The 26,805-nt window shown below is 71.8% G+C and carries 25 protein-coding genes; 12 read left to right on the forward strand and 13 right to left on the reverse strand.

Annotation, left to right across the window (positions count from 1 at the left end):
- Positions 1-14: 14 nt before the first annotated feature.
- Complete coding sequence (locus tag ACFYP4_RS32425) at positions 15-956, reverse strand: 5-dehydro-4-deoxyglucarate dehydratase (protein ID WP_388790333.1); 942 nt, start codon at positions 954-956, stop codon at positions 15-17.
- Between the two features lie 286 nt (positions 957-1,242).
- Here ACFYP4_RS32425 and ACFYP4_RS32430 point away from each other — a divergent pair, with 286 nt between their 5' ends.
- From ACFYP4_RS32430 to ACFYP4_RS32465, 8 genes are all read left to right on the forward strand, one after another.
- Positions 1,243-2,067 (forward strand): NAD(P)-dependent oxidoreductase, encoded by an 825-nt coding sequence (locus tag ACFYP4_RS32430; RefSeq protein WP_358853853.1) that lies wholly within the window; start codon positions 1,243-1,245, stop codon positions 2,065-2,067.
- Between the two features lie 253 nt (positions 2,068-2,320).
- Positions 2,321-3,091, forward strand: a complete 771-nt coding sequence (locus ACFYP4_RS32435) for a DeoR/GlpR family DNA-binding transcription regulator (protein WP_358853854.1) — start codon at positions 2,321-2,323, stop codon at positions 3,089-3,091.
- A gap of 113 nt (positions 3,092-3,204) precedes the next feature.
- A complete protein-coding gene (locus ACFYP4_RS32440; protein WP_388790338.1) occupies positions 3,205-4,572 on the forward strand; it encodes an ABC transporter substrate-binding protein in 1,368 nt (455 codons plus the stop codon).
- Entirely contained in the window at positions 4,569-5,507 is a 939-nt protein-coding gene (locus ACFYP4_RS32445) for a sugar ABC transporter permease (RefSeq protein ID WP_358853856.1), read from the forward strand. Before ACFYP4_RS32440 ends, ACFYP4_RS32445 begins: the two co-directional genes overlap by 4 nt.
- Positions 5,504-6,355 carry a carbohydrate ABC transporter permease gene (locus tag ACFYP4_RS32450; protein WP_358853857.1) on the forward strand — a complete coding sequence of 284 codons (852 nt, stop codon included), beginning with the start codon at positions 5,504-5,506 and terminating at the stop codon, positions 6,353-6,355. Before ACFYP4_RS32445 ends, ACFYP4_RS32450 begins: the two co-directional genes overlap by 4 nt.
- Positions 6,352-7,341, forward strand: a complete 990-nt coding sequence (locus ACFYP4_RS32455) for a zinc-dependent alcohol dehydrogenase family protein (protein ID WP_358853858.1) — start codon at positions 6,352-6,354, stop codon at positions 7,339-7,341. The genes ACFYP4_RS32450 and ACFYP4_RS32455 overlap by 4 nt, the downstream gene beginning before the upstream one ends.
- A gap of 41 nt (positions 7,342-7,382) precedes the next feature.
- Positions 7,383-7,604 carry a hypothetical protein gene (locus tag ACFYP4_RS32460; RefSeq protein WP_388790343.1) on the forward strand — a complete coding sequence of 74 codons (222 nt, stop codon included), beginning with the start codon at positions 7,383-7,385 and terminating at the stop codon, positions 7,602-7,604.
- 64 nt (positions 7,605-7,668) lie between these two features.
- Positions 7,669-8,841, forward strand: coding sequence for a TerD family protein (locus ACFYP4_RS32465; RefSeq protein ID WP_388790390.1), 1,173 nt, complete (start codon positions 7,669-7,671; stop codon positions 8,839-8,841).
- 435 nt (positions 8,842-9,276) lie between these two features.
- Here the strand turns inward: ACFYP4_RS32465 and ACFYP4_RS32470 are convergent, their stop codons facing one another.
- The 4 genes from ACFYP4_RS32470 to ACFYP4_RS32485 all read right to left on the reverse strand — a co-directional run bounded on the left by ACFYP4_RS32470 (position 9,277) and on the right by ACFYP4_RS32485 (position 14,046).
- Entirely contained in the window at positions 9,277-9,864 is a 588-nt protein-coding gene (locus ACFYP4_RS32470) for a TetR/AcrR family transcriptional regulator (protein ID WP_358853860.1), read from the reverse strand.
- 105 nt (positions 9,865-9,969) lie between these two features.
- The gene (locus tag ACFYP4_RS32475; protein WP_388790346.1) at positions 9,970-11,553 is read right to left on the reverse strand and encodes a TROVE domain-containing protein; all 1,584 of its coding nucleotides are present in this window, start codon (positions 11,551-11,553) and stop codon (positions 9,970-9,972) included.
- Positions 11,554-12,067: 514 nt separating this feature from the next.
- Complete coding sequence (locus ACFYP4_RS32480) at positions 12,068-13,510, reverse strand: alkaline phosphatase PhoX (RefSeq protein ID WP_358853862.1); 1,443 nt, start codon at positions 13,508-13,510, stop codon at positions 12,068-12,070.
- A 164-nt stretch (positions 13,511-13,674) separates the two neighbouring features.
- The gene (locus ACFYP4_RS32485) at positions 13,675-14,046 is read right to left on the reverse strand and encodes a helix-turn-helix domain-containing protein (protein WP_358853863.1); all 372 of its coding nucleotides are present in this window, start codon (positions 14,044-14,046) and stop codon (positions 13,675-13,677) included.
- Between the two features lie 84 nt (positions 14,047-14,130).
- Between ACFYP4_RS32485 and ACFYP4_RS32490 the strand changes: the two genes are divergently transcribed.
- Positions 14,131-15,039 carry an NAD(P)-binding domain-containing protein gene (locus ACFYP4_RS32490; protein ID WP_358853864.1) on the forward strand — a complete coding sequence of 303 codons (909 nt, stop codon included), beginning with the start codon at positions 14,131-14,133 and terminating at the stop codon, positions 15,037-15,039.
- 105 nt (positions 15,040-15,144) lie between these two features.
- On the opposite strand, the gene ACFYP4_RS32495 is transcribed toward ACFYP4_RS32490, so the two are convergent.
- Positions 15,145-16,569: a hypothetical protein gene (locus ACFYP4_RS32495; RefSeq protein ID WP_358853865.1), complete on the reverse strand. Its 1,425-nt coding sequence runs from the start codon at positions 16,567-16,569 to the stop codon at positions 15,145-15,147.
- A gap of 544 nt (positions 16,570-17,113) precedes the next feature.
- Between ACFYP4_RS32495 and ACFYP4_RS32500 the strand changes: the two genes are divergently transcribed.
- Positions 17,114-18,940 (forward strand): endonuclease/exonuclease/phosphatase family protein, encoded by a 1,827-nt coding sequence (locus ACFYP4_RS32500; RefSeq protein ID WP_388790351.1) that lies wholly within the window; start codon positions 17,114-17,116, stop codon positions 18,938-18,940.
- Positions 18,941-19,047: 107 nt separating this feature from the next.
- Positions 19,048-20,070, forward strand: a complete 1,023-nt coding sequence (locus ACFYP4_RS32505; protein ID WP_358853867.1) for a YihY/virulence factor BrkB family protein — start codon at positions 19,048-19,050, stop codon at positions 20,068-20,070.
- 379 nt (positions 20,071-20,449) lie between these two features.
- Here the strand turns inward: ACFYP4_RS32505 and ACFYP4_RS32510 are convergent, their stop codons facing one another.
- Both ACFYP4_RS32510 and ACFYP4_RS32515 read right to left on the reverse strand, forming a co-directional pair.
- Complete coding sequence (locus ACFYP4_RS32510; protein WP_358853868.1) at positions 20,450-20,944, reverse strand: DUF3618 domain-containing protein; 495 nt, start codon at positions 20,942-20,944, stop codon at positions 20,450-20,452.
- Entirely contained in the window at positions 20,941-21,366 is a 426-nt protein-coding gene (locus tag ACFYP4_RS32515) for a phage holin family protein (protein ID WP_358853869.1), read from the reverse strand. The genes ACFYP4_RS32510 and ACFYP4_RS32515 overlap by 4 nt, the downstream gene beginning before the upstream one ends.
- Positions 21,367-21,683: 317 nt before the next feature.
- Here ACFYP4_RS32515 and dapA point away from each other — a divergent pair, with 317 nt between their 5' ends.
- Positions 21,684-22,664: a 4-hydroxy-tetrahydrodipicolinate synthase gene (gene dapA, locus ACFYP4_RS32520; RefSeq protein WP_388790355.1), complete on the forward strand. Its 981-nt coding sequence runs from the start codon at positions 21,684-21,686 to the stop codon at positions 22,662-22,664.
- A gap of 108 nt (positions 22,665-22,772) precedes the next feature.
- Here dapA and ACFYP4_RS32525 read toward each other — a convergent pair whose 3' ends face one another.
- The 5 genes from ACFYP4_RS32525 to sufU form a co-directional block, all read right to left on the reverse strand.
- The gene (locus ACFYP4_RS32525) at positions 22,773-23,984 is read right to left on the reverse strand and encodes a WD40 repeat domain-containing protein (protein ID WP_388790358.1); all 1,212 of its coding nucleotides are present in this window, start codon (positions 23,982-23,984) and stop codon (positions 22,773-22,775) included.
- A complete protein-coding gene (locus ACFYP4_RS32530; protein ID WP_358853872.1) occupies positions 23,981-24,538 on the reverse strand; it encodes a SigE family RNA polymerase sigma factor in 558 nt (185 codons plus the stop codon). Before ACFYP4_RS32530 ends, ACFYP4_RS32525 begins: the two co-directional genes overlap by 4 nt.
- A 212-nt stretch (positions 24,539-24,750) precedes the next feature.
- Positions 24,751-25,740: a 2,3,4,5-tetrahydropyridine-2,6-dicarboxylate N-succinyltransferase gene (gene dapD / locus ACFYP4_RS32535; RefSeq protein WP_388790361.1), complete on the reverse strand. Its 990-nt coding sequence runs from the start codon at positions 25,738-25,740 to the stop codon at positions 24,751-24,753.
- 246 nt (positions 25,741-25,986) lie between these two features.
- A complete protein-coding gene (locus ACFYP4_RS32540; protein WP_388790363.1) occupies positions 25,987-26,340 on the reverse strand; it encodes a metal-sulfur cluster assembly factor in 354 nt (117 codons plus the stop codon).
- Positions 26,337-26,801, reverse strand: coding sequence for a Fe-S cluster assembly sulfur transfer protein SufU (gene sufU, locus ACFYP4_RS32545; RefSeq protein WP_358853875.1), 465 nt, complete (start codon positions 26,799-26,801; stop codon positions 26,337-26,339). Before sufU ends, ACFYP4_RS32540 begins: the two co-directional genes overlap by 4 nt.
- Positions 26,802-26,805 lie beyond the last annotated feature (4 nt).

The raw sequence follows: 26,805 nt of genomic DNA on the forward strand, positions 1-26,805 counted from the left end.
GCCGTCCGGCCCGTTCACCGGCCCTCCTCGATCAGCGCGTGGCCCCGGTCGATCAGCTGGGCGAGCTGTTTGACGTGCTCCTCGGGCGGCTCGTGCAGCGGCGGCCGGACCTCTCCCACGTCGAGCCCCCGCAGGCGCACCCCCGCCTTGACGAGGGAGACGGCGTACCCGCGGCCGAGGGCGCGCAGGTCGACGAAGGGCCGGTAGAACCCGTCGAGCAGGCGGTTGGCGATGGTGTCGTCGCCGGAGTTCAGCGCCGTGTGGAAGGCGAGCGCGATCTCCGGGGCGAAGCAGAACACGGCGGAGGAGTACAGGGTGATGCCGATGCCGCGGTAGGCGAGTCCGGTGAGTTCGGCGGTGGGCAGCCCGTTGAAGTACAGGAAGTCCCCAGGCACCTCGCAGCGCACCGCGCTCACGGTGCGCTGCATCAGGTCCAGGTCGCCGAGCCCGTCCTTGAAGCCGATGATCCCTTCGGTACGGGCCAGTTCGACGACGGTCCCGGGCGTGAACACGGCGTTGTCGCGCTGGTAGACGACGACGTCGAGAGCGGTCGCGGCGGCGAGTTCCCGGTAGTGCCGCAGCAGGCCCTCCTGTCCTGCGACGACGAGGTACGGCGGCATGGCGAGCAGTCCGTCCGCGCCGGCCGCCTCGGCGAGCCGGGCGAAGCGGACGGCGAGCGCGGTCCCGTACCCGGCACCGGCGACGACCGGCACCCGTCCCCCCGCCGCCTCGACGGCCGCCCGCACGCACGCCTCGAACTCCTCGGGGGTGAGCGCGTGGAACTCTCCCGTGCCGCAGCAGGCGAAGACCGCCGCGGCACCACCCTCGACGCCGCGGCGGACATGCTCGCGGTAGACGTCCAGGTCGACGGAGCCGTCGGGGCCGTACGCGGTGACGGGGAAGAACAACGGGCCGCTGGGGGCACGCAGTCGGGCGGCGAGCGGGGCTGGCGTCACGGGCTCTCCCTGAACAGGCACGGCGCCCGGCGCGCCACGCCGTCCCCGGCGCTCACGCACACACCACACAGTGCACGTCTCTGATCCACGTCTATATTTCTGAACGCGACCACGCTAAGCCGCGACCTCGGGGCCGGTCAAGCGCGCAAACCCGCGACACAGCGACGGATCTGCCGCCGCCGCGCGACACTTGACGCGGGGCGCCGCGGATCCCTAGCGTGTCCATGAATGTGAATGTCGTACACGCATACGTATGTTGCGGCTGCCGACCCAAGGAGATCCGAGGATGCCCGCTCCGCGAACCGTTCTGCTCACCGGCGCCGCCGGCGGACTCGGCACCCTCATGCGGGAACTGCTGCCGCGGTACGGATACGAGCTGCGACTCCTCGACGTGCTCCCCGTGGACGGCGAACCGGGCGCGATCACCGCGGACCTCTCGGACCGGGTGGCCCTGCGCGAGGCGGTACGGGGCGTCGACGCGATCATCCACCTCGCGGGCATCTCCCTGGAAGCCTCCTTCGACAAGATCGTCAAGGCGAACATCGAGGGCACCTACAACCTGTACGAGGCCGCCCTCGAGGAAGGGGTCCGCCGCATCGTCTTCGCCTCCTCCAACCACGCGGTGGGCTTCACCCCGCGACCGCTGGGCGAGGCGCCGTTCGCCCCCGGCGAGCTGATCCCCGTCGACACCCCCCGCCGCCCCGACACCTTCTACGGCCTCTCCAAGTCCTTCGGCGAGGACCTCGCCCAGTTCTACTGGGACAAGCACGGCCTGGAGACGGTCTCCGTGCGCATCGGCTCCTGCTTCGCCGAGCCCACCAGCGTCCGCATGCTCTCCGTGTGGATGAGCCCCGCGGACGGCGCCCGCCTCTTCCACGCCGCCCTGACCGCGGAGGACGTCGGGCACACCGTCGTCTACGGCTCGTCCGCCAACACCCGCCTGTGGTGGGACCTCACTAGCGCGCGGGCGCTGGGCTACGAACCGCAGGACGACTCCGAGCCGTACGCCGGCAAGCTCGTCGCCGAGCAGGGCGAGCTCGACCCGGACAACCCGGACCACGCGTACCTGGGCGGCCACTTCGTCACCGACCCGCCGATCTGGCCGCACTGACCGGATGACCGGAGCGCAGCAGCGGCGGGCGGGCACCTAACGGGCCCGCCCGCCCCGGCGTCCGGGCACGGCGACTGCCCGAATCCACCCCTCTCCGGGCTCCGTCGCAGGTCCGGCCCGGCCAACCCGCCCGTGAAACGGGCACAGCCGGGCGTCATCGGGCAGGCAACAGGCCTGGTCACTGGCCAGAACCCTGTGTAGAACTTCCCACGTGGGCCTCACCGGGCCCGAACGGGCAGTCCAGCAGGGAGCAATGACCGCCATGACCGCGGAAGAACGTCAGCGCGAGATCGTCCGGGCCGCGCGCCGCACCGGCGCGGTGGACGTCACCACGCTCGCCGCCGAACTGGGCGTCGCCAAGGAGACAGTCCGGCGTGATCTGCGCACCCTGGAGGACCACGGTCTGGTGCGGCGCACCCACGGCGGCGCCTATCCCGTGGAGAGCGCCGGCTTCGAGACGACGCTCGCCTTCCGCACCACCAGCCACGTCCCCGAGAAGCGCCGTATCGCCGCCGCGGCCGCCGAACTGGTCGGGGACGCCGAGACGGTCTTCGTCGACGAGGGATTCACCCCGCAGCTGATCGCCGAGGCGCTGCCCCGGGACCGGCCGCTGACCGTGGTCACCGCCTCGCTGGCCACGGCGGGCGCCCTCGCCGAGGCCGACAACACGACCGTCCTGCTGCTCGGCGGCCGGGTCCGCCCCGGCACGCTCGCCACCGTGGACCACTGGACGACGAAGATGCTCGCCGGCTTCGTCATCGACCTGGCGTTCATCGGCGCCAACGGCATCTCCCGCGAACGGGGCCTGACCACACCCGACCCGGCGGTCAGCGAGGTCAAGGCACAGGCGATCCGGGCCTCCCGGCGCACCGTCTTCGCGGGCGTGCACACCAAGTTCGGAGCGGTCAGCTTCTGCCGGTTCGCCGACGTCAGCGCGCTGGAGGCGATCGTCACCAGCACCCTGCTCCCCTCCTCCGAGGCCCACCGCTACTCGCTTCAGGGCCCGCAGGTCATCCGCGTCTGACCGATCCCGCTCCCCCGGCCCCGCTCACCGCACCCGACGCGCCGTGCAGGGCCCCGCCATGCCCACTGCCATCCCTTGACTCCCCGTAACTCCCCTACGTCCAGGAGCGATCGATGCGAACCCAGAGCCGACGGAGGCCGCGCGCGCTCGCCGCGGCCGCCGCAGGGACGCTGCTCGCCCCGCTGCTCTCCGGCTGCTGGGCCGGGGCGGGCGGAGCCGGTTCCGGCGGCGACTCCATCAACGTCCTGATGGTCAACAACCCCCAGATGGTCGAACTGCAGAAGCTCACCGCCGCCCACTTCACCAAGGAGACCGGCATCAGGGTGAACTTCACCGTCCTTCCCGAGAACGACGTCCGCGACAAGATCAGCCAGGACTTCGCCAACCAGGCCGGCCAGTACGACGTCGCCACCCTGAGCAACTACGAGATACCGATCTACGCCAGGAACGGCTGGCTGCACGAGATGGACTCGTACGTCCGCGAGGACCCGGCGTACGACGAGAAGGACGTGCTGAAACCCATGCGGCAGTCCCTGACCGCCGACGACGGCAAGCTCTACGGGCAGCCCTTCTACGGCGAGTCGTCGTTCCTGATGTACCGCAAGGACGTGTTCGCCGCGAAGGGCCTGAAGATGCCCGCGCACCCGACCTGGCGACAGGTCGCGGACCTCGCCACGAAGGTGGACGGCGCGGAGTCCGGCATGCGGGGCATCTGCCTGCGGGGACTGCCCGGCTGGGGCGAGATCATGGCGCCGCTGACGACCGTCGTGAACACCTTCGGCGGGACCTGGTTCGACCAGGACTGGCAGGCCCGGCTGGACTCCCCCGAATTCGTGAAGGCGACGAAGTTCTATGTCGACCTGGTCCGCGAGCACGGCGAGTCCGGCGCAGCCCAGTCCGGCTTCGCCGAGTGCCTCAACAACCTCACCCAGGGCAAGACGGCCATGTGGTACGACGCCACCTCCGCCGCCGGATCGCTGGAGTCGGCCAAGTCCCCGGTCAAGGGCAAGATCGGCTACGCGCCGGCGCCGGTCGAGAAGACGGAGAGCTCCGGCTGGCTCTACACCTGGGCCTGGGGCATGCAGAAGGCCTCCCACAACCCGGACAAGGCCTGGAAGTTCGTCTCCTGGGCGTCGGGCAAGGAGTACGAGCAGCTCGTCGGGGACAAGGTCGGCTGGTCCGACGTCCCGGCGGGGAAGCGCGCCTCGACGTACACGAACGCCGCGTACCGCAAGGAGGCGGCCGCCTTCCAGGACATGACACGGGCGGCCATCGAGGGCGCCCGGCCCCGCGACCCGGGGGTGCAGCCGCGCCCCGCTCCCGGCATCCAGTTCGTCGGCATCCCCGAGTTCACCGATCTCGGCACCAAGGTCTCGCAGGAGATCAGCGCGGCCGTCGCCGGACGCCAGTCCGTCGAGTCGGCCCTGAAGAAGTCCCAGCGGCTGGCCGAGCAGATCTCCGAGGAGTACGAGGGACGATGACCGCCACGACGACAGCCCCGATCGCCACCGCTCCCGCGCGCACCACCCGCGAGCCCTCCGGCCGGCTGCGCGCCTGGGCCACCCGGGCTCCCCTGCTCCCCGCCCTGATCTTCATGATCGCCGTGACCCAGCTGCCCTTCGTGGCCACGCTGGTGATCTCCTTCTTCGACTGGAACTCCCTCTATCCGAACGCCCGGCACTTCACCGGCTTCGCCAACTACGCGGACGTCCTCACCGACCCGGACCTGCGCAAGTCGGTCCTCACCACGATCCTGCTGACCGCCACCGTGGTCATCGTCAGCCTGCTCGTGGGGCTCGGCCTCGCCCTGCTCATGGACCGCAGGTTCCGGGGCCGGGGCCTGGTCCGCACGCTCCTCATCGCCCCGTTCCTGGTGGTCCCGGTGGCCGCGGCGCTCCTCTGGAAGCATGTGCTCTACAACCCGGAGTACGGCCTCTTCAACGGGCTCCTGCACTATGTGGGCGGCCCCCAGCCCGACTGGATTTCCAATACTCCGCTGCTGGCGGTCGAGGCCTCACTGATCTGGCAGTGGACGCCGTTCATGATGCTGATCCTGCTGGCCGGGCTGCAGAGCCGCTCCCACGAGCAGGTCGAGGCGGCCCGCGTCGACGGCGCGAGCGAGTGGCAGGTCTTCCGCCACCTGACCCTCCCCCACTTGCGCCGCTATCTGGAACTCGGCGCCCTGCTGGGCTCGATCTACATCGTGCAGAACTTCGACGCCGTCTTCACCATCACCTCGGGCGGCCTCGGCACCGCGAACCTGCCCTACACCGTCTACCAGAGCTTCTACCAGGCCCACGAGAACGGCCTCGCCTCCGCCGCGGGCGTCCTCGTCGTCATCGGCTCGATCATCATCGCGACCTTCGCCCTGCGCGTGGTGTCGTCCCTGTTCAGCGAGGAGGCGTCCCGCGCATGAGCGCCACCGCCGCACCCGTACGCAGCCGCCGCACCCGCGGCGCGGGCCTCGGCCTGCTCGCCTGGCTGGCCGGCCTGGTCTTCTTCCTGCCCGTCGCCTGGATGGCCCTGACGTCCTTCCACTCCGAATCGGACGCGGCGACGAACCCGCCGTCGTTCGCCGCCTCCCTCACCCTCGACGGCTACCGCGAGTTCTTCGGCTCCGGCGGCGGCGCGAGCCCCTGGCCGTCCCTGATCAACTCCACGGTGGCGTCCGTCGTCTCCACACTGTGCGTGCTGCTGCTGGCGCTGCCCGCCGCGTACGCGCTGTCCATCCGGCCGGTGAGGAAGTGGACGGACGTCCTGTTCTTCTTCCTCTCCACGAAGATGCTCCCGGTCGTCGCGGGCCTCCTGCCGATCTACCTGTTCGCGAAGAACACCGGCCTGCTCGACAACATCTGGCTCCTCGTCATCCTCTACACCTCCATGAACCTGCCGATCGCGGTGTGGATGATGCAGTCCTTCCTCGCCGAGGTCCCTGTCGCGGTCATCGAGGCCGCGCGGATCGACGGCGCCCGGCTGCCGACGGTCCTCACCCGCATCGTGGCCCCGATCGCCGCCCCCGGCATCGCGGCGACCGCGCTGATCTGCTTCATCTTCAGCTGGAACGAGCTGCTCTTCGCCCGGGTGCTCACCGGAGTGGTGGCCGAGACGGCGCCCGTCTTCCTGACCGGCTTCATCACCAGCCAGGGCCTGTTCCTGGCGAAGGTGTGCGCCGCGTCGCTCGTCATCTCCCTGCCGGTGCTCGCCGCGGGGTTCGCCGCCCAGGACAAGCTGGTCCAGGGCCTGTCACTGGGAGCCGTGAAATGAAGGCCGCCGTCATCGAGTCCGTGGGCAAGGCCGTCGTCGCCGAGGTCCCGGACCCGACGCCAGGGCCCCGCGAGGTCGTCGTCGAGGTCGCGGCCTGCGGTCTGTGCGGCACCGATCTGCACATCCTCCAGGGCGAGTTCGCGCCGAAGCTGCCGATCGTGCCGGGACACGAGTTCGCGGGCGAGGTGGTCGGTGTCGGCACCGGCGTCACCGAACTGGCCATCGGCGACCGGGTGGCCGTGGACCCCTCCCTCTACTGCTACGAATGCCGCCAGTGCCGCAACGGCCACAACAACCTCTGCGAACGCTGGGCCGCCATCGGCGTCACCACCGCGGGCGGCGCCGCCCAGTACGCGGTGGCGCCCGTCGCGAACTGCGTGAAGCTCCCCGAGCACGTCCGCACCCAGGACGCGGCCCTCGTCGAACCCCTGTCGTGCGCGGTCCGCGGCTACGACGTCCTCAACTCCCGCCTCGGCGCCCACGTCCTGATCTACGGCTCGGGCACGATGGGCCTGATGATGCTGGAGCTGGCCAAGCGCACGGGCGCGGCGAGCGTGGACGTGGTGGACCTCAACCGGCAGCGGCTGTCCACCGCCCAGCTGCTCGGCGTCTCCGCGTCGGCCACCAGCGCCGACGAGCTGGACCGCCCCCAGGGCTGGGACGTGGTCGTCGACGCCACCGGCAACGGCGCCGCGATCCAGGACGGCCTGGACCGGGTGGCCAAGGCCGGGACCTTCCTCCAGTTCGGCGTCGCCGACTACGCGACCCGCGTCACCATCGACCCGTACCGCATCTACAACCAGGAGATCACCATCACCGGCTCCATGGCCGTCCTGCACAGCTTCGAGCGGGCGGCCGAGCTCTTCGCGAACGGTGTCCTCGACCCGGACGTCTTCATCAGCGACCGGCTGCCGCTGACGAGCTACCCGCAGGCCCTGGAGCAGTTCGCCGCGGGCGTGGGCCGCAAGATCGTCGTGACCCCGTAATTCGCTGTCCCCGGTCATGGCCGGGCCTCTAGCATCCGGCCATGCCACCACCCCAGGGATTCCGGTACGAGGAGCACGCGGACGGCACGGTCGTGATCACGCATCGCCACCGCCCCGCGGGCACGCTGCGGGGCGGCCGGGCCGGGCGGTTCCTGGCCGAGATCGCGGCCGGGGACCCCCAGCTCGTCATGGCCCGCTGGACCGGGAACTACCGGCACGGCAACGAACGCACGGCCCGCGGCCACCCCCGCAACCGACGATGACCCGATTGGCCGTCGGGTAAGGGAACGGTAAAGCGGTGTCGGTCGTTCACCCGGCATGACAGTCATGACCCCCGGCTCGAACATCCCTCTCCCCGTCACCCGCGTGACGGTGGACGTCGCCGCTCCCGTGCGGCTCGACGTTTCGGGCCTGCTGCTCACCGCCGACGGCAAGGTGCGCTCCGACGACGACTTCATCTTCTACAACCAGCCCGCGGGCCCCGGTGTCACCTACCGCTCCGGCGGGGGTTCGGCACCGGACGCGATCACGGTCGACACGGCCGCGGTCCCCCCGGGCATCGAGAAGATCGTCGTCACGGCGAGCCCCGACGCCGCGGGCCAGACCTTCCAGGGCGTCGAGCCCACGGCCACCATCCGCAGCGCGGACGACAACTCCGTCCTGGCGTCCTTCACCCCGCCCCGGCTGGGCACGGAGACGGCCCTGGTGATCGTCGAGATCTACCTGCGCAACGGCGCCTGGAAGGCCCGCGCGGTCGGCCAGGGCTATGCGAACGGCCTGGCCGGCATCGCCACGGACTTCGGCGTGACGGTCGAGGAGCCGGCGCCCGCCGCCGCCCCGGCCGCACCCCCGGCGCAGCCCGTGGCGGCCCCGCCCGTCCCGGCCGCACCGCCCGCCGGCGCGCCCGCCGCCCCCTCCTCCGGGAAGATCAACCTCGACAAGGGCCGGGTGAGCCTCCAGAAGAACCAGACGGTGTCCCTGGTCAAGGGCGGCCGCCCGCTCCTGTCCCAGGTCAAGATGGGCCTCGGCTGGGAGCCCGCGTTCCGCGGCAAGGACATCGACCTGGACGCCTCGGTCATCGCGTACGGACCGCAGCGCAACCACATCGACAGCTGCTACTTCGGCAAGCTCTCCATCGTGAACGGCGCGATCAAGCACTCCGGCGACAATCTCACGGGCGAGGGCGGCGGTGACGACGAGGTGATCGTCGTCGACCTCGGCCGGCTCCCCCAGGAGGTCACCGGGCTCGTCTTCACGGTCAACTCCTTCTCCGGCCAGAAGTTCACCGAGGTCGCCAAGGCCTACTGCCGCCTGATCGACGCTGCCTCCGGCGAGGAGCTGGTCCGCTTCGACCTCACCAACGCCGAGGCCCAGACCGGCGTCATGATGGCCAAGCTGATCAAGCAGTTCTCCGGCGAGTGGGAGATGACGGCGCTGGGCGACTTCGTCAAGTCCCGCACGGTCCGCGGCATGGTCAAACCGGCCGCCGGCGCACTGTAGCCCCGAAGCGCCGGGCCCCCTGCGCACCAGCCCCTCGACGCGTCAGCGGTCGCCGGGGCGGGCGGGGAGCCCGGCGCCGACAGGACGCCGCCCGCGCCCACCGTCCCCGGCCGGTTGCCCGCACCGCAATCGGTACGGCCGGCACCCGCCCTCCCGCCTGAGGGGCCGTGCCGGTACATCAGATGCCCGTTGCAGGTCGGGCAGGAGACGCCGGTCCACCCCTGTGACCAAGGTGCACGCCCGACCTGCAACGGGCGGATGTACCGGCGCGGCCCCGACCCGCCACCGCAGCGTGGGCGCCCCACCCACCGGCGCGGCCCGACCCACCCACCGGAGCGCGGGCGCCCCGCCCCGGCCGACGCGGACGCGGACGCACCGACCCGAGCCGACCCCGGGGCGGCAAGGAATCCCGCCCCGCACCCCGGCCGGCAAGGCCTACCCCGGCCCCCGCAACCCCTCCGTCAGCAGCGACAGATACCGCCGGATGCACGTCCCCCCACCGCTCCCCAGCTCCGACGCCGTCACCACCCCGTGCACCAGCCGCAGCACCTCGACCGGCTCCACGTCCCCCCGCAGCGTCCCCTCCCGCTGAGCCGCGCCCACCAGCCGCCCGGCCGCCCCCTTCACCGAGTCCCCGCACGTACTGAGCACCGCGGCACTCCCGCCCGCGACAGCCGGCCCCAGCAGCGCCTTCAGCCCGCGGACCTGGATCATGCCCTCGCCCAGCTCGTACAGCCACTCCACCAGCGCCTCGCCCGGCGGCAGCTCCCCCGCGATCTCGTCCGCCCGCGCCGCGATGGCCTCGACGCGGTCGACGTACACCGCCTCCAACAACGCCTGCCGCGTGGGGAAATGCCGGTACAGCGTGCCGGACCCGACCCCCGCCCGCCTGGCGATGTCGTCCAGCGACGCACCCGCCCCGTGCTCGGCGAAAGCGACCGCGGCCTCCCTGCGCAACCGCTCGTGGTTCCGCCGGGCGTCGGCCCGCATCGGCTTGGCCGCACCCGCGCCCACCTGTGCCATTCCGCCGCTCCTCGCCAACCGGGGACCCTCTCCGCATCCTAGCCACCCCTGGACGGAGGCGGCCCCCGGCTCACGTGCCCGCGCAGTAGCGCTGGTCCAGTGAGCTCAGGCGGCCCACGGCCACTCGGCGTCCCGCGCTCCCTCCAGCAGCGGCACCATCCGGAAGGCCGCGTCCGAGAGTCCCCCGAAGGTGTGCCGGTTCGCGTTTCCCGAGGGGCCGTGCCCCGGACGGTAGCCCGCCAGGTTCCACGTGTAGACGGGGACATCGGCCGGGACCTGCTGGGTCGGGTCGCCGTAGTGGCTGTACATGGCCTGCTCGTCGGTCACGATCAGCACCCGGTCGTGCCCGCGGTAGTGCCGGCGCACCGCCTCGACCGTGTCGGTGCCGCCGAGGTCGCCGAAGCGGTCCAGCACCTTCAGCACCGACTCGCCCCTGCGGAACGGCACTCGGTTGCTCGACGTCCCGAACTCGACGAGGTCCGCGTCCGCCGCCCGCAGCGCGAGCGCCGTGCCGAAGACCGCGGCCGCGTCGGCCCGGTTGAGCTCGGACCGCTCCGAGAGCCGGGAGTGGAACATCGAGCCGGACCGGTCGACGAGGACGAGCGTCCGTCCGCCCAGCGCCGGCACGTTGGCCAGCGAGTGGGCGAGCGCCTGCTCCAGCGGGTACGACCAGCGCAGCGACGGCGCGTGCCGGTACGCGGCGAGGTAGCGGAAGGGGAACTGGCGCGAGCGCGCCACCTCCGCCGGGTCGCTGATCCTCGCGGCGACCCGCGCCGCCACCTCGTCCCCGATCCCGGCCTCGTCGAAGTTGCGCAGGTTGCGCACGAGGGCCATCGCGCCCATGGACGGGATCACGGCCTCCCAGGCCGCCCTGTCCATCGGCCCCTGCAGCCATCCCGCCAGCGCCTCCCACGTCAGCCCGGCCGCCGCGAGCCGCTCGGCACCGTCGGGCGCCGTCACCACGGCCCGCCGCTCACCGAGCGGCAGCGCCATCAGCTCGCGGTGTGCGACGAGCACCCGGTTCGACGCGGGCGGGACGGCGGTGTCGGGGTTGTGGCGCCGGTCGAGGGCGTACCGGAACAGGTCGCCCTGCCACGGCTTGTCCGGGTCCGGCGCCGCGTGCACCAGGTTGAGGATGTCGCCGAAGCGGTACCCCTTGGACGCGGTGTCGTACTTCAGCAGCGACCTGCCGTGGTACAGACGCCGTACGGCGTCGGCGACTCCGCGCTTGACGGGCTTGGGCACGTTGCGACCGTGGCGCGAGGTCCAGTACGCGAGCAGCTCACCGGGCTCGTCCGGGCGCCGCAGGACGGAGGCGACGACCTCGCGGTTGGCGGGGCCTTCGGTGGCACCGGCGTCCAGCCGTGCCTTCACGTACTCGGCGGCGCCCACGAGGGAGGCCGTACGGAGACCGCCCTCCCCGCGCAGCCAGCCGAGCAGTCCCGCCGTCCACGACGGGTCCTCGACGGCGAGTGTGCGCACCAGCGCGGCGAACCGGTCGTCCCGGTCGGCGCCGGACTCGTAGAAGGTGTTCTGCGAGACGAGGTTCGCTGTCGCCAGCAGGAAGAGTTCGGAGCGCGTGTCGCGCTCCCGGCCACGGCCGCCCTCGTAGGTGCGAAGGACGCGCCCGGTCGAGGTGACCCGCGACGTGCCCGCGGGCTTTGCGGTCCTGAGGTTGAATCGCGCCATGATGAATTCCCCCGAATTCGTCGGCGACGGTGACGTCGCCTTTCCGGAGGGAGGCGCAGCGAATGGAGGGTGCCCGAGATCAGGGGTCGGCGACGGACTTTGCCGGATGCTCCACCGATTGAGCTACCTCGACCCTGGGCCGATGACGGGATTCGAACCCGCAGCCGTCCGATCCGAATGAAGTAACCGTTGCCTGCGCACCGGGCACCCACCATGAGCTGCGCCTCCCGAGATCAAGTCGGCGGCGGCAGGGTTCTGTTGGAGAGAAGGAGCCGCGGCCCGCGCACCGGGAGGTGCATGAAGTTGTGGTGTCCAGAGTTCAGGTCGGCGGAACCGACGTAGGTGCTCTGCCCCTGAGCTACACCGGCGCGTTGTACCGGTGACGGGATTCGAACCCGTGGCCGCCCCATTATGAGTGGAAGTAGGTCCTGCCTTCGCACCTGGACAGGCATCACTCTAGGAGGGCGGCCGCGGCACCGGCCAACGAATTAAATCACCGGCTTCCGGCGGGACTTCAGCCGCGCTTCTGGCGCTTCCAGGGGCCGGTGACGGCCAGCATGATGCCCGGCGTCTGAATGTTGGCGAACAGGGTCCGGCCGTCGGGTGAGAACGTGACGCCGGTGAATTCGCTGTATTCCGGCGCCTCTTCGGTGCCGATGTTCAGCTCGTTGCGCGCGATCGGATACGTGCGGCCGCTGTCGGTGGCGCCGAACAGGTGCTGGACGCCCTCGCCGTCCTCGGCGATGACGAGTCCGCCGTACGGGGAGACGGTGATGTTGTCGGGGCCGTCGAAGGCGCCGTCCTCGGCGGGGGCGGTGTTGACGCCGAAGAGCACCTTGAGGGTCATGGTGCGGCGCTTGGGGTCGTAGAACCAGACCTGGCCGTCGTGCTGGACGGGGCTCTCCGCGCGGGCGAACGAGGAGACGATGTAGACGCCGCCGTCGCCCCACCACATGCCTTCGAGCTTGCGGGCCCGGGTGACCTGGCCCGCGCCGAACTGCTTGCGCACGGACACGGTCTTCGCGTCGCGGTCCGGGACGTCCACCCAGTCCACGCCGTAGACGGTGCCGATCCGGGTGGCACGCGAGAGGTCGTCGACGAACTGGCCGCCGGAGTCGAAGCACTTGAACGCCTGGAGCGTGCCGGCGTCGTCGGCGAGGGCGCGCAGCCGGCCGTGGCCGTGCTCGAAGCCCTGCGGCGGGGTCCAGCGGTACAGGAGACCGTTCGGGTTCGAGGCGTCCTCGGTGAGGTAGAGACGGCCGCGCCTCGGGTCGACGACGACCGCTTCGTGGGCGTAGCGGCCAAGGGCCTTGACGGGCTTGGGGTCGCGGTTGCGGCGGCGGTCCTCGGGGTCGACCTCGAAGACGTAGCCGTGGTCCTTGGTCATGCCGTTCTGGCCGGCCCTGTCCTCGGTCTCCTCACAGGTGAGCCAGGTGCCCCAAGGAGTGCTGCCGCCCGCGCAGTTGGTGGCGGTACCGGCGATGCCGACCCATTCGGCGACCTTGTCGTGGCGCACCTCGACGACCGTGCAGCCGCCGGACGCCGCCGGGTCGTAGACCAGGCCCTCGGTGAGCGGGACGGGGTACTGCCACTTGGACCGGGCGCCGCCCAGCTCGTGGTTGTTGACCAGCAGGGTGGCGCCGCGCGGCCCGTCGAAGGTGGCCGTGCCGTCGTGGTTGGAGGGGGTGAACTCGCCGGACTCCAGCTTGGTCCTGCCGCTGTAGGTGATGACGCGGTACTTGAAGCCGGCGGGCAGGGCGAGCAGGCCGTCGGGGTCGGGGATCAGCGGTCCGTAGCCGACACCCCCGTGCCGGTCCGCCGACTCGTCGCCCTGCTCGGTGTCGGTGGACGCGAGGGCGTTCGGCGCGGTGGCGAGGGCGCCGACGCTGCCGGCCAGGGCGACACCGGCGCCGGTGAGCGCGGATCGTCTGGCGAAGTCCCTGCGGGTGAGCGACATGCTGTCTCCTGTGACGGTGGAGTGGGACTGCGTGCGGGGGGTGGCGGCCTCGTTGTGGCGCCACCGTCCCGCCCGTGCCTGAACGAGAGTTGAACACGGCCCGACTTCAGGGGTCCCCCTTGCGTGAATCCACCGGCCACCGGCGGCCGACGCGGCCGGGGCGCCTATCCGGGCGGGGTCCCGGCCGCATCGTCCGTCTGCTGATCCTCGCGGCGCATCCGCTCACTTCCCCAGGCACCGAGCGGCACGAGTGCCTGGTTGAGCGTGCGCCCGTGTTCGGTCAGGGAGTACTCCACCCGCGGCGGCACCTCGGCATACACCTCGCGGTGCACGAGGCCGTCCTCCTCCATCTCCCGCAGGTGCTGCGTCAGCATCTTCTCGCTCACTCCCGGCAGACCGCGGCGGAGCTGGGCGAAGCGGCGTACGCCGTGGGCGTCGAGTTCCCACAGGATCAGCCCCTTCCACTTGCCGCTCACCACGTCCAGCGCGGCGTCGATGCCGCAGATGTACGGCCCGCGTCTCGGTGCCCTGGTCATCGCTGATCCCCCTTACGAAAAGGTGAGTACCGCAGGAAATAGTAGGTACTTCCGGGAAGGGCGGCCTTCTTCGAGCATGGCGGGGTGAACGAACGACGGAACCACACCCATCCGCAGAACAGCGCGGTCACCGTGCTCGGGCTCGGCCCGATGGGCCGGGCCATGACCCGCACCCTCCTCGCGGCCGGCCACCCGGTCACCGTCTGGAACCGCACCGCCGGCCGGGCCGACGGCGTCGTCGCCGACGGGGCGACGCTCGCGGCGACTCCGGGCGAGGCGGTCGAGGCGAGCGACCTGGTGATCCTCAGCCTCACCGACTACCAGGCGATGTACGGCATCCTGGACGGCGCCACCGCGTCGCTCGCCGGGCGGACGCTGGTCAATCTGAGCTCCGACACTCCCGACCGCTCACGCGGTGCGGCGGCCTGGGCGGCGGGCCACGGCGCCGCCTTCCTCACCGGAGGTGTCATGGTCCCCGCGCCGATGGTCGGCACGGAGGCCGCCCACGTCTACTACAGCGGCCCCGACGAGGTGCTGAAAAGCCACCTGCCGGCCTTGGAACTGCTCGGGACGCCGCGGTATCTGGGCGAGGACCCGGGCCTCGCCCAGATGATGTACCAGGCCCAACTCACGGTGTTCCTGACCACCTTGTCCGCTCTCATGCACGCCACCGCGATGCTGGGCACCGCGGGGATGAGGGCCGGGGAGGCGCTGCCCGAGTTGCTCTCCTCCGCCGACTCGATCGGCGCCGTCCTGAGGGCAGGCGAGGAGCACCCCGGCACCGCGCTGGACGCCGGAGAGCATCCCGGCGACCTCAGCACGGTCACCATGATGGGCGCGACGGCCGACCACATCGTCGAGACCAGCAGGTCACTCGGCCTCGACCCGGCTCTCCCGCTGGCCGTGCAGGCCCATTACCAGCGCGTGATCGAGAACGGACACGGGGGCGACAACTGGACCCGCATCATCGACAGCATCCGTGAGCCGCGCTGACCGGACGCGGGCGGACGCCCGAAGGGGGCCACGGCCGACTCGGCGGCGTCTTCCTGCCGGACGGACCGCGCGGGTCACTCCGCGGCGGTCCGCCCCCGGCCGGCCTCAACCCCCCTGCTGCGACCGTGCCTTGAACGCCGCCTTGCGGGCCTCCTTGGCCACCTTCCGGTCCGGGTGCAGCCGCCCCATCGCCTCCAGGACGTCCGGCGTGGCCGGGTGGTCGACCCGCCACGCCGTCGCGAAGAAGCCGCCGTGCTGCCGGGCGAGGCCCTCCACGAGACCCTGCAGCTCGTCGGAGTTGCCTTCGGCCGCGAGCTGCGCGGCCAGGGTGTCGATGGTCAGCCAGAACACCATCGACTCGGAGGGCGCCGGCACGTCGGCCGCACCGCGCTCCGTGAGCCAGACCCGTGCCAGCCCTCCGAGTTCCGCGTCGTCGAGCACCTCACGCAGGGCGGGCTCCGCCCCGGACCCCACGAGCGACAGGGCCTGCTGGCAGCGCAGCCGGCGCAGTGGTGCGCCCGCGTCGGTGCCCCGGGCCGCCGCCAGGAGTTCCCTGGCCGCGGCGAGCGCCTCCCGCCGGGCGAGCCACTGCTCGGTCTCGGCCTGGGCGGCCGCCGCGGGAAACGCGGACGTGCCGTCCAGCAGCGCGTCGGCCCCCTTGTCCGCGAGGTCACCGACCGCGGGCGCCTCGATCCCGGACTCCAGCAGCCGGGCCCGCAGCCCGTACAGCCCGAGCGGGGTCAGCCGCACCATCCCGTAGCGCGAGACGTCCGTCTCGTCCACCGTCGCCGGTTCCTCGTCGGCGTCCGCCATCAGCGCCTCGTCGACGGGCTGGAACTCGACGAGCCCGATCGGTTCGAGGAGGCGGAACTGGTCGTCGAGCCGCATCATCGCGTCCGACACCTGCTCCAGCACGTCGTTCGTGGGCTCGACCATGTCGTCGGGGACGATCATCGACGCGGCCAGCGCCGGCAGCGGCACCGGGCTGTCGCCGGGGCCCTCCCCACCGACGGTCAGCAGGTAGAGGTTGCCGAGCACGCCGTCGAGGAACTCGGCCTCCGCCTCGGGGTCCCAGTCGAGTCGGGAGAAGTCGACCGTGCCGTTCTCGTCCATCGCGCCGACCAGGTCGTCCAGGTCCGGCACGCTCGCGTCGGCCAGCACCGTCTCCAGGGCGGCGAGCCAGACGCCGAGCACGTCGTGGGGCGCGCCTGCCGTGAGCTGTCCGAGGTCGGCGCCCGCGGCGACGGTGCCCTCCTCCTCGTCCACGACCTCGACAAGGCCGGCGTCCACGGCCACCCGCCAGGCCTCGCTCGCGAGGGCCACCGCCTCGTCCCCGGTGAGACCGAGCTCGCCGGCCGCCCCCGGGAGCTGCTCCTCGACGAGTTCACCGCCCGCGCCCACTCGTGTGTCCGGCCCGGCCCAGCGGGCGAGCCGCGCGGCGCGGGAGAGCAGCGGGGTGGCGAGCGCGTCCCGCGCCAGCTCCGCTTCGGACGACAGCCGCACGGGCGGCAGGGGGGAGCTGTCTGACATCGGCTGAATCTCCTCCGGACAAGCAGGACAGGCGGGGGGTTACGGCGTACAGGCGGAAGAACGGACGGACGACGGGCACGGGCGGAGCGGAACCGGCGGGCACCACAGGGGGCCGTGAGCGGTCGGGCGGGCGAGCGGGACGGGCGCCACCGGCGGGCACTCCGGACGGGCGGGACGGACGGACGAGGGGGACGGGCCGGGCACGGCGGGGCGGGCAGAACGGACAGAACAGGGCGGTGGGGGGGGGGGGGGGGGGGGGGGGGGGGGGGGGGGGGCCCCCCCCCCCCCCCCCCCCCCCACCGCCTCAGCGGCTCAGCCTAGACGGATTTGGACCCATGCCGCCCGGTTCATGTCCCTGTCAGGAGTCGTACACCACCGAAACCTTGACAACTCCCCCGGCCACGCACGAGATTGACGCGCGTAGAAGTCGAACGGGCACCCGCCCAGCTGCTTCTCCGCGCGTCACCGGCTCGCACGCAGGTCGCGCTCCCGTCACCTTTCCACCCTCGTCCCGGCGCTCACGTACGTCCCCGGAGGGATTCCCTTGCCGAGCAGGAGAACCGCGCGCATCGCCGCGCTGACCGTCGCCGCGGTCTGTTCCACCGTCTCCGCCGTGGTGCTCACCGCACCCGCCCACGCGGACACCGTCCACATCCACGACATCCAGGGCAGCACCCGTATATCCCCGTACGCGGGCCAGAAGGTCACGGACGTGACCGGCATCGTCACGGGCGTACGGACCTACGGTTCGTCGAAGGGGTTCTGGATCCAGGACCCGGACGCGGACGACGACCCGGCCACCAGTGAGGGCGTGTTCGTCTTCACCGGCTCCGCCCCGAAGGCCGCCGTCGGCGACTCGGTCACGGTCACCGGCACCGTCTCGGAGTACGTGCCGGGCGGCGCCTCCACCGGCAACCAGTCGCTGACGGAGATCACCAAGCCGACGGTGACCGTGGTCTCCGGCGGCCACGCGGTCCCGGCCGCGACGGTCGTCGACGCCGAGTCGGTCCCGGACACGTACACCGCCCCCGGTGACACCGCGGCGGGCGGCTCGGTCAACGGTCTGACGCTGGAACCGGCGACGTACGCGCTGGACTACTACGAGTCGCTGGAGGGCATGAGCGTCCAGGTCTCCGACGTGCGCGTGGTCACCGCCACCGACCCGTACGCCGAGCTGTGGGTCACGGTGAAGCCGCGCGAGCACGCCGACCGCCGCGGCGGCACGGTCTACGGCTCGTACACCTCGCAGAACACCGGACGCCTGCAGATCCAGTCCCTCGGCGCCGCCGCCGACTTCCCCACCGCGAACGTGGGCGACGAGCTGACGGGCACCACCGCGGGCCCGCTCGACTACAACCAGTTCGGCGGCTACACCCTCGTCGCCGGCCGGCTCGGCACCCTGGACAAGGGCGGTCTGGAGCGGGAGACGACCGAGAAGCAGGGCCGCAGGGAACTGGCCGTCGCGACGTACAACGTCGAGAACCTGGACCCGGGCGACGCGACGTTCGACGCCCACGCGTCCGCGATCGTGCAGCACCTCCAGTCGCCCGACATCGTGTCGCTGGAGGAGATCCAGGACAACAACGGCGCGACGAACGACGGCACGGTCGCCGCCGACCGGACGATGCAGAAGCTGGTCGACGCCATCGTGGCGGCGGGCGGCCCCGCCTACGAGTGGCGCTCCATCGACCCGGTCGACCTCGCGGACGGCGGCGAGCCGGGCGGCAACATCCGTCAGGTGTTCCTCTTCAACCCGGAGCGGGTCTCCTTCACCGACCGCGCCGGCGGTGACGCGACGACGGCCGTCGGCGTCACGAAGGAGCACGGAAAGGCGGCGCTGACCGTCTCTCCCGGCCGGATCGACCCGGCCGGCGAAGCCTGGAAGAACAGCCGCAAGCCGCTCGCGGGCGAGTTCGCCTTCCGCGGCAGGACGGTCTTCGTGATCGCCAACCACTTCGCGTCGAAGGGCGGCGACCAGTCGCTGCACGGGCAGTTCCAGCCGCCGGTGCGCAGCTCGGAGACCCAGCGCCACCTCCAGGCGACCGCGGTGAACTCCTTCGTCAAGGACATCCTGACGACGCAGAAGAACGCCGACGTCGTCACCCTCGGCGACATCAACGACTTCGAGTTCTCCGGGACCGCGAAGCTGCTGGAGGGTGATGGCGAACTCTGGTCGGCGATCAAGTCGCTGCCGAAGAGCGAGCGTTACACCTACGACTACCAGGGCAACAGCCAGGTCCTGGACCAGATCCTGATCAGCCCGTCGATCCGCAGGGGCTGCGACTTCGAGTACGACAGCGTGCACATCAACGCGGAGTTCTCGGACCAGATCAGCGATCACGACCCGCAGGTGCTGCGCTTCAGGCCGTAGCCCCCAGGCGGCGTTCGCCGACCCGGCCGGACGGCCCCCGGGGGCCTCGGACGAGATTCGGTTCCCGGAACGGCTTCACCCCGCCGTTTCGGGAGACACGTGAGGTCATGGACGAGAAGCGACCGGAATCGGGGACGGAGGGGCTGACCGCGAAGGACAGCCCCTCCGAGTTGAGCGCGGGCTCCTGGTGGGCGGTGGTGCGGCGCACGGCGAAGGAGTTCACGGACGACGAACTCTCCGACCGCGCCGCCGCCTTGACCTACTACGGCGTGCTGTCGATGTTCCCCGCGCTGCTGGTACTGGTGTCCCTGCTGGGCGTGGCCGGACAGCGCACCACGGACAGACTGCTGGCCAACGTGGGTGACCTGGCGCCCGGTCCGGCCCGCGACATCCTGCACGACGCGGTGCTGCAACTCGGTGACAGCGGCGGCACGGGGAGCGTGCTCGCGATCGTCGGCCTGCTGTTCGCCCTGTGGTCCGCGTCGGGTTACGTCGCCGCGTTCATCCGCACCTCGAACGCGGTGTACGACCTTCCGGAGGGCCGTCCGGTCTGGAAGCTCACCCCGCTGCGGCTGATCCTGACCGTCGCCCTGATGGTGATGCTCGCGGCGAGCGCCACCATCGTCGTGTTCACCGGGCCGCTGGCCGAACGCGCGGGCACGGCCGTCGGGCTCGGCCACGCGGCGATCACCCTCTGGTCCATCGCGAAGTGGCCCGTGCTGCTGGTGCTGGTGGTCCTGATGATCGCCCTGTTGTACTGGGCCGCTCCCAATGTCCGCGGCCGCGGCTTCCGTTGGGTGAGTCCCGGCAGCGTCGTCGCCACGCTGGTCTGGCTGGCCGCCTCCGCCGGATTCGCCCTCTACGCCGCCAACTTCGGCTCGTACAACAAGACGTACGGCACTCTGGCGGGCGCCGTCATCTTCCTGGTGTGGCTCTGGCTGACCAATCTGGCGATCCTGCTGGGGCTGGAGTTCGACGCGGAACTGGCACGCCAGCGGGCCATCACCGGCGGGCAGCCTGCCACGGAGGAGCTGTACGTCGAGCCGCGGGACACCCGCAAGTGGCCGCCGCGGCTGCGGGCGCTGCGTGAGGCCCGGGCCCGGGCGGCGCAGGGCGGCAGGACGAGCTGACGCGCCCGGCCGACACGACGGGCGGCCGACACCCCGAGTCACCGGACGACGAGCGGTCGGCAGACCAACCGCGGCACCACGAGCGAACGACACCACGAACAGCGACAACACGAACCGCGACACCACGAGCGGCGGGCCCGATCCGGCCCCGCCGCTCGTCTTTCTGCCGCGGGCCCGCTCGGCGGTGGCCGGCCGTCCGCCCGGCGGCTGCCGCCCACCACTGCCGCGCGCCCCCGCGGAGCGGCCGGGGCCTGACGCCCGCCGACCCCGGCCCCGCACGCGGGAAAGCGCCGACGCCGGTGAATCGTCACCGGCACCGGCGCTTCGCCAGGGTGCCCCGGAACCGGCGGGCGTCAGGCGTGCCGCCGGCTCCGTCGTGTCAGTGGTGGTTGTGGCGCCGCAGCAGCAGCGCCGCGAGAATCATGCCCGCGCCGATCAGGAGCGGCACGGGGTTCCGCCGTCCGGCCTGGACGACCGTGCTGGCGGCGTTCTTCACGGGTTCCGGCAGGTTCTCCTGCACGACGTGCCCGGCCTGGACGGCCTTGCCCTGCACGATCTGGCCCGCCTGGCCGGCCGAGCCCTTCATCTGGACCGTCATGGCGCCCGCCCGGTCCTTGAGGTCGGCGGCGCGGGCTCGCGCGCGGGCTTTGACGTCCGCCTTCGCGGCCAGCTCCTCGACGGTGTCGCCGAGCTGGCTCCTGGTCTCCTCGATCTGCCGCCGCAACTCGTCGGGGCCCTTGGCGCCCACCGACTCCGCGGCGTCCGAACCGGGCTTCGCGCCCGGCGTCCCGGCCCCGCCGGCGCCCGGCTGCACGGCGGGGACCTGCGCTCCGGCCGCCTTCGCGGCGTCCGCGCCGGTGTTGTCGTTCGTCATCGATGCGCCCTTTCCTTGATCTCGTCGACATCGGCCTTGACGCTGTCGAGCGCCTTTTCGGGGGTGGGCGGTGTGGCCTGGCGCAGCTGCCCCCGGCCCATCACCGCCAGTACGGCGGCGATCGCGAGGAGCACCGCGGTCACGATGAGCGCCGCGGCCCACACGGGCAGCACCAGGGAGAGCGCGGCCACGCCGGTACCGGCCAGGGCCATCAGCCCGACGTATCCGACGGCGCCCGCCGCTCCGATCATCCCGCCGCCCCGCCCCGCGCGCCGGCCCTTCTCGGCCAGCTCCTCCTTCGCGAGGTGCAGCTCCTGCCGTACGAGCTGGGAAAGCTGTTCGGTGGCCTGGCCGACGAGTTCGCCCACCGACTGATTCCCGTGTTCGTCCCGCACGGGCCTGCTGTTCATGGTCCCGGTCACGGTGTCCCGCCTCCTCTCGCGCCTGAGGAAGGGCGGGTACCCGGACCGGGCCGGGCTACCCCTTCGATCCCCGTTCGTCCACAGGTGCCAACTGGCGCCGGAACCAGTCGAGGCGGGCCCGTCGAGGCGGTCCGGGACCATCGCGGCCTCCGCGACCGGCCCCGGCGATCCTCTCGGCGTCCACGAGCGGCAGGGGGCACCAGGGCATCCCCGCACCGCCGTCCGGCCCCGCCACCCAGGACCGTTTAGCAATCGACCCGAGTATCCCGTAGCAGAATTAAGTAGCGCTTCACAGTCAAGTTGCCGACACTGACGACATGACGACTCCAGGCACCCCGGCCGGCCCCGCACCGCGCGCCGCCTCCGGCGCCGCACCTGCCCCGGCGCCCGGCACCCCGCGGGTGACCCCGGGCGCACCCTTCGGCCGGGCGCTCTGCGCGATGGTCACCCCCTTCACCGAGGCGGGCGCGCTCGACCTCGACGGGGCGCAGCGGCTCGCCGCCCGACTGGTGGCCGAGGGGTGCGACGGCCTGGTGCTGTCCGGCACCACGGGCGAGTCGCCCACGACGTCGGACGCGGAGAAGACCTCGCTCGTGCGCGCGGTACGGGCCGCGGTCGGCGAGCACGTCCCGATCGTCGCGGGGGTCGGCACCGCCGACACACGGCACACCGCAGAACTGGCGCGGGCGGCCGAGAGGGCGGGCGCGGACGGCCTCCTCGTGATCGCGCCGTACTACAGCAGGCCGCCGCAGGACGCGGTCGAGGCCCACTTCCGGGACGTCACGGACGCGTGCGGTCTGCCGGTCGTGCTGTACGACATCCCAGGGCGCACGGGTACCCGCATCGAGCCGGAGACGATGATCCGGCTGGCGGAGCACCCGCGGATCGTGGCGGTCAAGGACTGCGCCTACGACCTCCTCGGCACCCAGCAGGTGCTGGCGCACACGGAGTTGGCGTACTACGCGGGCTGCGACGAGCAGGTCCTCGCCCTGTACGCGGTCGGCGGCGCGGGCTTCATCGGTACGGTGGCGAACGTGGCGGCCCGTCAGTTCCGGTCCGTGCTGGACGCCTTCGACGCGGGCGACACGGCGGGAGCGGCCCGCATCCAGCGGCGGACCATCGAGCTGACCGGGGCGATGATGTCCGCCGGACTCCCGGGAGCGGTCACGGCCAAGGCCCTCCTCGGCAGGCTCGGTCTGCCCTCCGGGCCGGTCCGCGCCCCCCTGCGGCCCGCCGGCCGCGAGGCGGCCGACGGGCTGCTGGCGGCGTACGAGCGCCTGGCCGCGGAGGTGTCGTGACGGGTGGGGCCGACCCCCGTCCGCCCCCACCGTCCCGTCGGGCCGGGGCCGACCCCCGTCCGCCCCCTGCCCCCTCCGCGCGGCGCCCGACGCGCAACGCTCAGCGCCTCAGCGCTTCGCGAAGACCGGATTCCAGCGCCCGCCCGCGCCGTCGTCGCCCTTGCGGAAGCCACTGAGCGGGACGACCTTGTCGCTGCCGATGGTGACGAGCATCAGCCGGTTGTGGAACTCGTTCGTGCCCGGCTCGATGTCCCAGGCGATCAGCCGCTTGTCGTCGGCCCAGGCCAGCAGCTGCTGGCCGTGCACCTTGGCGACCCGCTCGCCGGTGTAGGGGTCGACGATCTCGGAGGCCGTCGTCCTGCTGCCGCCCGCGAAGTCACCGGCGGCCAGCTTGCCGTCGGGGGAGAGCCGGGCGTCGATGTGCCAGTGCAGGTACTTCTCGTTCGCGGGCTTGGCGACCTTGTTGCCCTCGAAGTCGTAGAACTGGTCGGTGGGCGTCGTGGTGAGCCCGGCGTAGACCAGCCCGGCGTCGGCGCTGAACGCGAAGTCCTGGCGGGGGTTGACGTCCTGCGTGTCCGTGACCGCGGCCCAGGAGCTCTTGCCGGAGTCCGCGTCGATGACGTAGAAGCCGGTGCGGTCCGTGTGGCCGAAGTCCCCCTGCCAGTCGTTCTTCCTGCCGTCGCCGTCGCTGTCGTAGTCCACCTTGTGGAGCAGGTCCGGATTCTTGGCGTACGTCGTCGCGACGAGCTTGGCGCCGTCGGACGAGAACTCGACACTCGCGACGCCCCGCTCGGCCGGGATCCAGCGTTCGACCTTTCCGGTGAGCAGGTCGAGCATGCCGATCCGCCGGGCGGGCAGCTGGTCCTCCAGGACGGCGGCGGTCCGCATCCCGGGGGCGACGCTGAGGTAGGACCACTTGTCGGTCTTCACGTACTTTCCGCTCTCCTGGTCGAGAAGCGAGTACGTGCGGGCGTTGACGGCGGTCGTCGCCGTGAGCGGGACCCGGTGCAGGGTGTAGTAGGCGGCCAGCGCGGTGTCCCCCGCCGCGATCAGGTCGCGGGGCGGTGTCTGGTCCGGGTGGGCGATGATGTCGCTCCGGTTCATCTCGCTCGCGAGACGCACGTCGTCCTTGCCGGAGCCCAGCAGCGGGACCGCCACCGCGACGGCGACCACGGCGGCGGTGGCCGCGGCGACGGACGCGAGGGTACGGGTGCGGCGGCGCCTGGCGGTCAGCACCCGGTCGGCGAAGTCCGGTTCGAGTGGCGGCTGTTCGCCGGCCTGCTCCCGCAAGGACGCGCGTACCAGTTCTTCGACGTTCACGGGCGCGCCTCCATCGGGGAGAAGTCACGGGACGGCCGCTGTTCGACGTCGGCCGGGCCGAGCGGGGCGAGTTCGGGGGCAAGGGTCCGCAGCCTGGCGAGGGAGCGGTGCGTCGTGGACCGGACGGTTCCGACGGAGCAGTTCAGGAGACGGGCCACGTCGGCCTCGGGCAGGTCCTCGAAGTAGCGCAGCACCAGGACCGTGCGCTGGCGTGCGGTGAGACGGGCGAGCGCCCCGCGCATCAGCACGCGGAGTTCGGCGGTGGCCGAGGCGTCCGTGTCCTCCGTCGCCTCCGGCGGTTCGGCGACGCTGAGTTCGCGGCGCGGCCACTTCAGCCGCCAGCGGCTGACCTGCTGGCGGTACAGGATCTGCCGTACGTACGCCTCGGGTTCGTCGATGCGATGCCAGCGTCCGGCGGCCTTGATCAGGGCGTTCTGCAGCAGGTCCTCGGCCGCGTGCCGGTCCCCGCCGCTGAGCAGTACGGCCGTCTTCAGCAGTGCGGACGACCGGTTCGCCACGAACTCCCGGAATCTTTCCTGCCCTTCGGCATCCATCGTCACCTTCTCTTCCCCGGCGGGCGCTGCGCCCGGCCCCTCTGCCTTCTTTGACGCTTCCGGCCGGCCCCCGCTATGCCTGCGACCGTGAAGAGAATCCGTCGCGAACCGGGTCGGCACGCTCCCGGCGGGGGCGGAACGCCGAGCGCCCTCCCGTCCGGTGGACGGGAGGGCGCTCGGACAAGGCGGAGAGCCGCGAAGGCGGAGAGCCGCTAGTTGTGGCTGTGCAGGACGTCGTTCAGACCGCCCCAGACCGCGTTGTTCGGGCGGGCCTCGACGGTGCCCGTGACCGAGTTGCGGCGGAAGAGGATGTTCGAGGCGCCGGACAGTTCGCGGGCCTTGACGATCTGGCCGTCGGGCATCGTGACGCGGGAGCCGGCGGTGACGTACAGACCGGCCTCCACCACGCACTCGTCGCCCAGTGCGATGCCGACGCCGGCCTCGGCACCGATCAGGCAGCGCTCGCCGATGGTGATGCGGACGTTGCCGCCGCCGGAGAGGGTGCCCATCGTCGAGGCGCCACCGCCGATGTCCGAGCCGTCGCCGACCACGACGCCGGCCGAGATGCGGCCCTCGACCATCGAGGTACCGAGGGTGCCCGCGTTGAAGTTCACGAAGCCCTCGTGCATGACGGTCGTGCCCTCGGCGAGGTGCGCGCCGAGCCGGACCCGGTCGGCGTCGGCGATGCGGACGCCCTTCGGGGCGACGTAGTCGGTCATGCGCGGGAACTTGTCGATCGAGGTCACCTGGAGGTGCAGGCCCTCGGCGCGGGCGTTCAGGCGGGCCTTCTCGACGTCGTCGACGGCGACCGGGCCGAGCGAGGTCCACGCGACGTTGGCGAGGTGGCCGAAGATGCCGTCCAGGCTCTGGCCGTGCGGCTGCACCAGACGGTGCGAGAGCAGGTGGAGGCGCAGGTACACGTCGTGCGCGTCGATCGGCTTCTCGTCGAGGGAGGCGATGACCGTGCGGACGGCGACCACCTCGACACCACGGCGGGCGTCGGGACCGACGGCCTTGGCGGCGCCCTCACCGAGCAGCTCCACGGCACGCTCGGTGGGCAGCCGCTCGGTGCCGGCCGGGCCGGGCTCGGCGGACAGTTCGGGGGCGGGGAACCAGGTGTCGAGGACGGTGCCGTCGGCGGTGAGCGTGGCGAGCCCGGCGGCGACGGCGCCGGTGGTACGAGTAGCAGTCGTGTCGGTCATGAGGGCAACCTAACCGCCCGGGGCCCGCGGAGGCCAACCCGTGCGCGGGCGTCTCGCGGGGCGGGCCGTACGAGCTTCCCGGAATCGCCCGTGGAGGTCACCGGAACACCACCGGCAGGGCAAGGCCACCGGGTGCAAGCCACCGGCAGGGCACCGGGCCGCGGGCGCGCCGCGACACGCACGAGGCCCCCGGCGGGATGCCAGGGGCCTCGTGCAGGGCTGTCGCCCGGACGTGCGGCGTACCGGTCAGACGTTGAACCCGAGCGCCCGAAGCTGCTCGCGGCCGTCGTCCGTGATCTTGTCCGGACCCCACGGCGGCATCCAGACCCAGTTGATGCGCAGTTCGTTGACGATGCCGTCGGTGGCGGACCTGGCCTGGTCCTCGATGACGTCGGTGAGCGGGCAGGCCGCGGACGTCAGCGTCATGTCGATCGTCGCGATGTTCGCGTCGTCGATGTGGATGCCGTAGATGAGGCCGAGGTTGACGACGTCGATACCCAGTTCGGGGTCGACGACGTCGTACAGCGCCTCGCGGACTTCCTCCTCCGAGGCCGGCTTCGTCGTCAGGCCCTCTGCGGGTGTCACGGTGTTCTCGCTCATGCCGTCTTCCTCTCGGCGCTCTCGCCCAGTGCCTGGGCCGTCGCGTCCTTCCATGCCATCCAGCTCAGGAGGGCGCACTTGACCCGGGCCGGGTACTTGGAGACACCGGCGAACGCGACCGCGTCCTCCAGCACCTCCTCCATCGCGTCGTCCGGCTCGAGCCGGCCCTTGGACTGCATCAGCTCCAGGAAGGTCTCCTGGACCTGCTGCGCCTCGGACAGCTCCTTGCCGACGAGCAGCTCGTTCAGCACGGAGGCCGAGGCCTGGCTGATCGAGCAGCCCTGACCCTCGTACGAGATGTCCGCGATCCGCTCGCCGTCGTACTTGACGCGCAGCGTGATCTCGTCGCCGCACGTGGGATTGACGTGGTGCACCTCGGCGTCGCCATCCCTGAGACCGCGCCCGTGCGGGTGCTTGTAGTGGTCCAGGATGACTTCCTGGTACATCGAATCAAGCTTCACGACT

This window comes from Streptomyces sp. NPDC005551 (assembly GCF_042871785.1).
GTDB lineage: Bacteria > Actinomycetota > Actinomycetes > Streptomycetales > Streptomycetaceae > Streptomyces.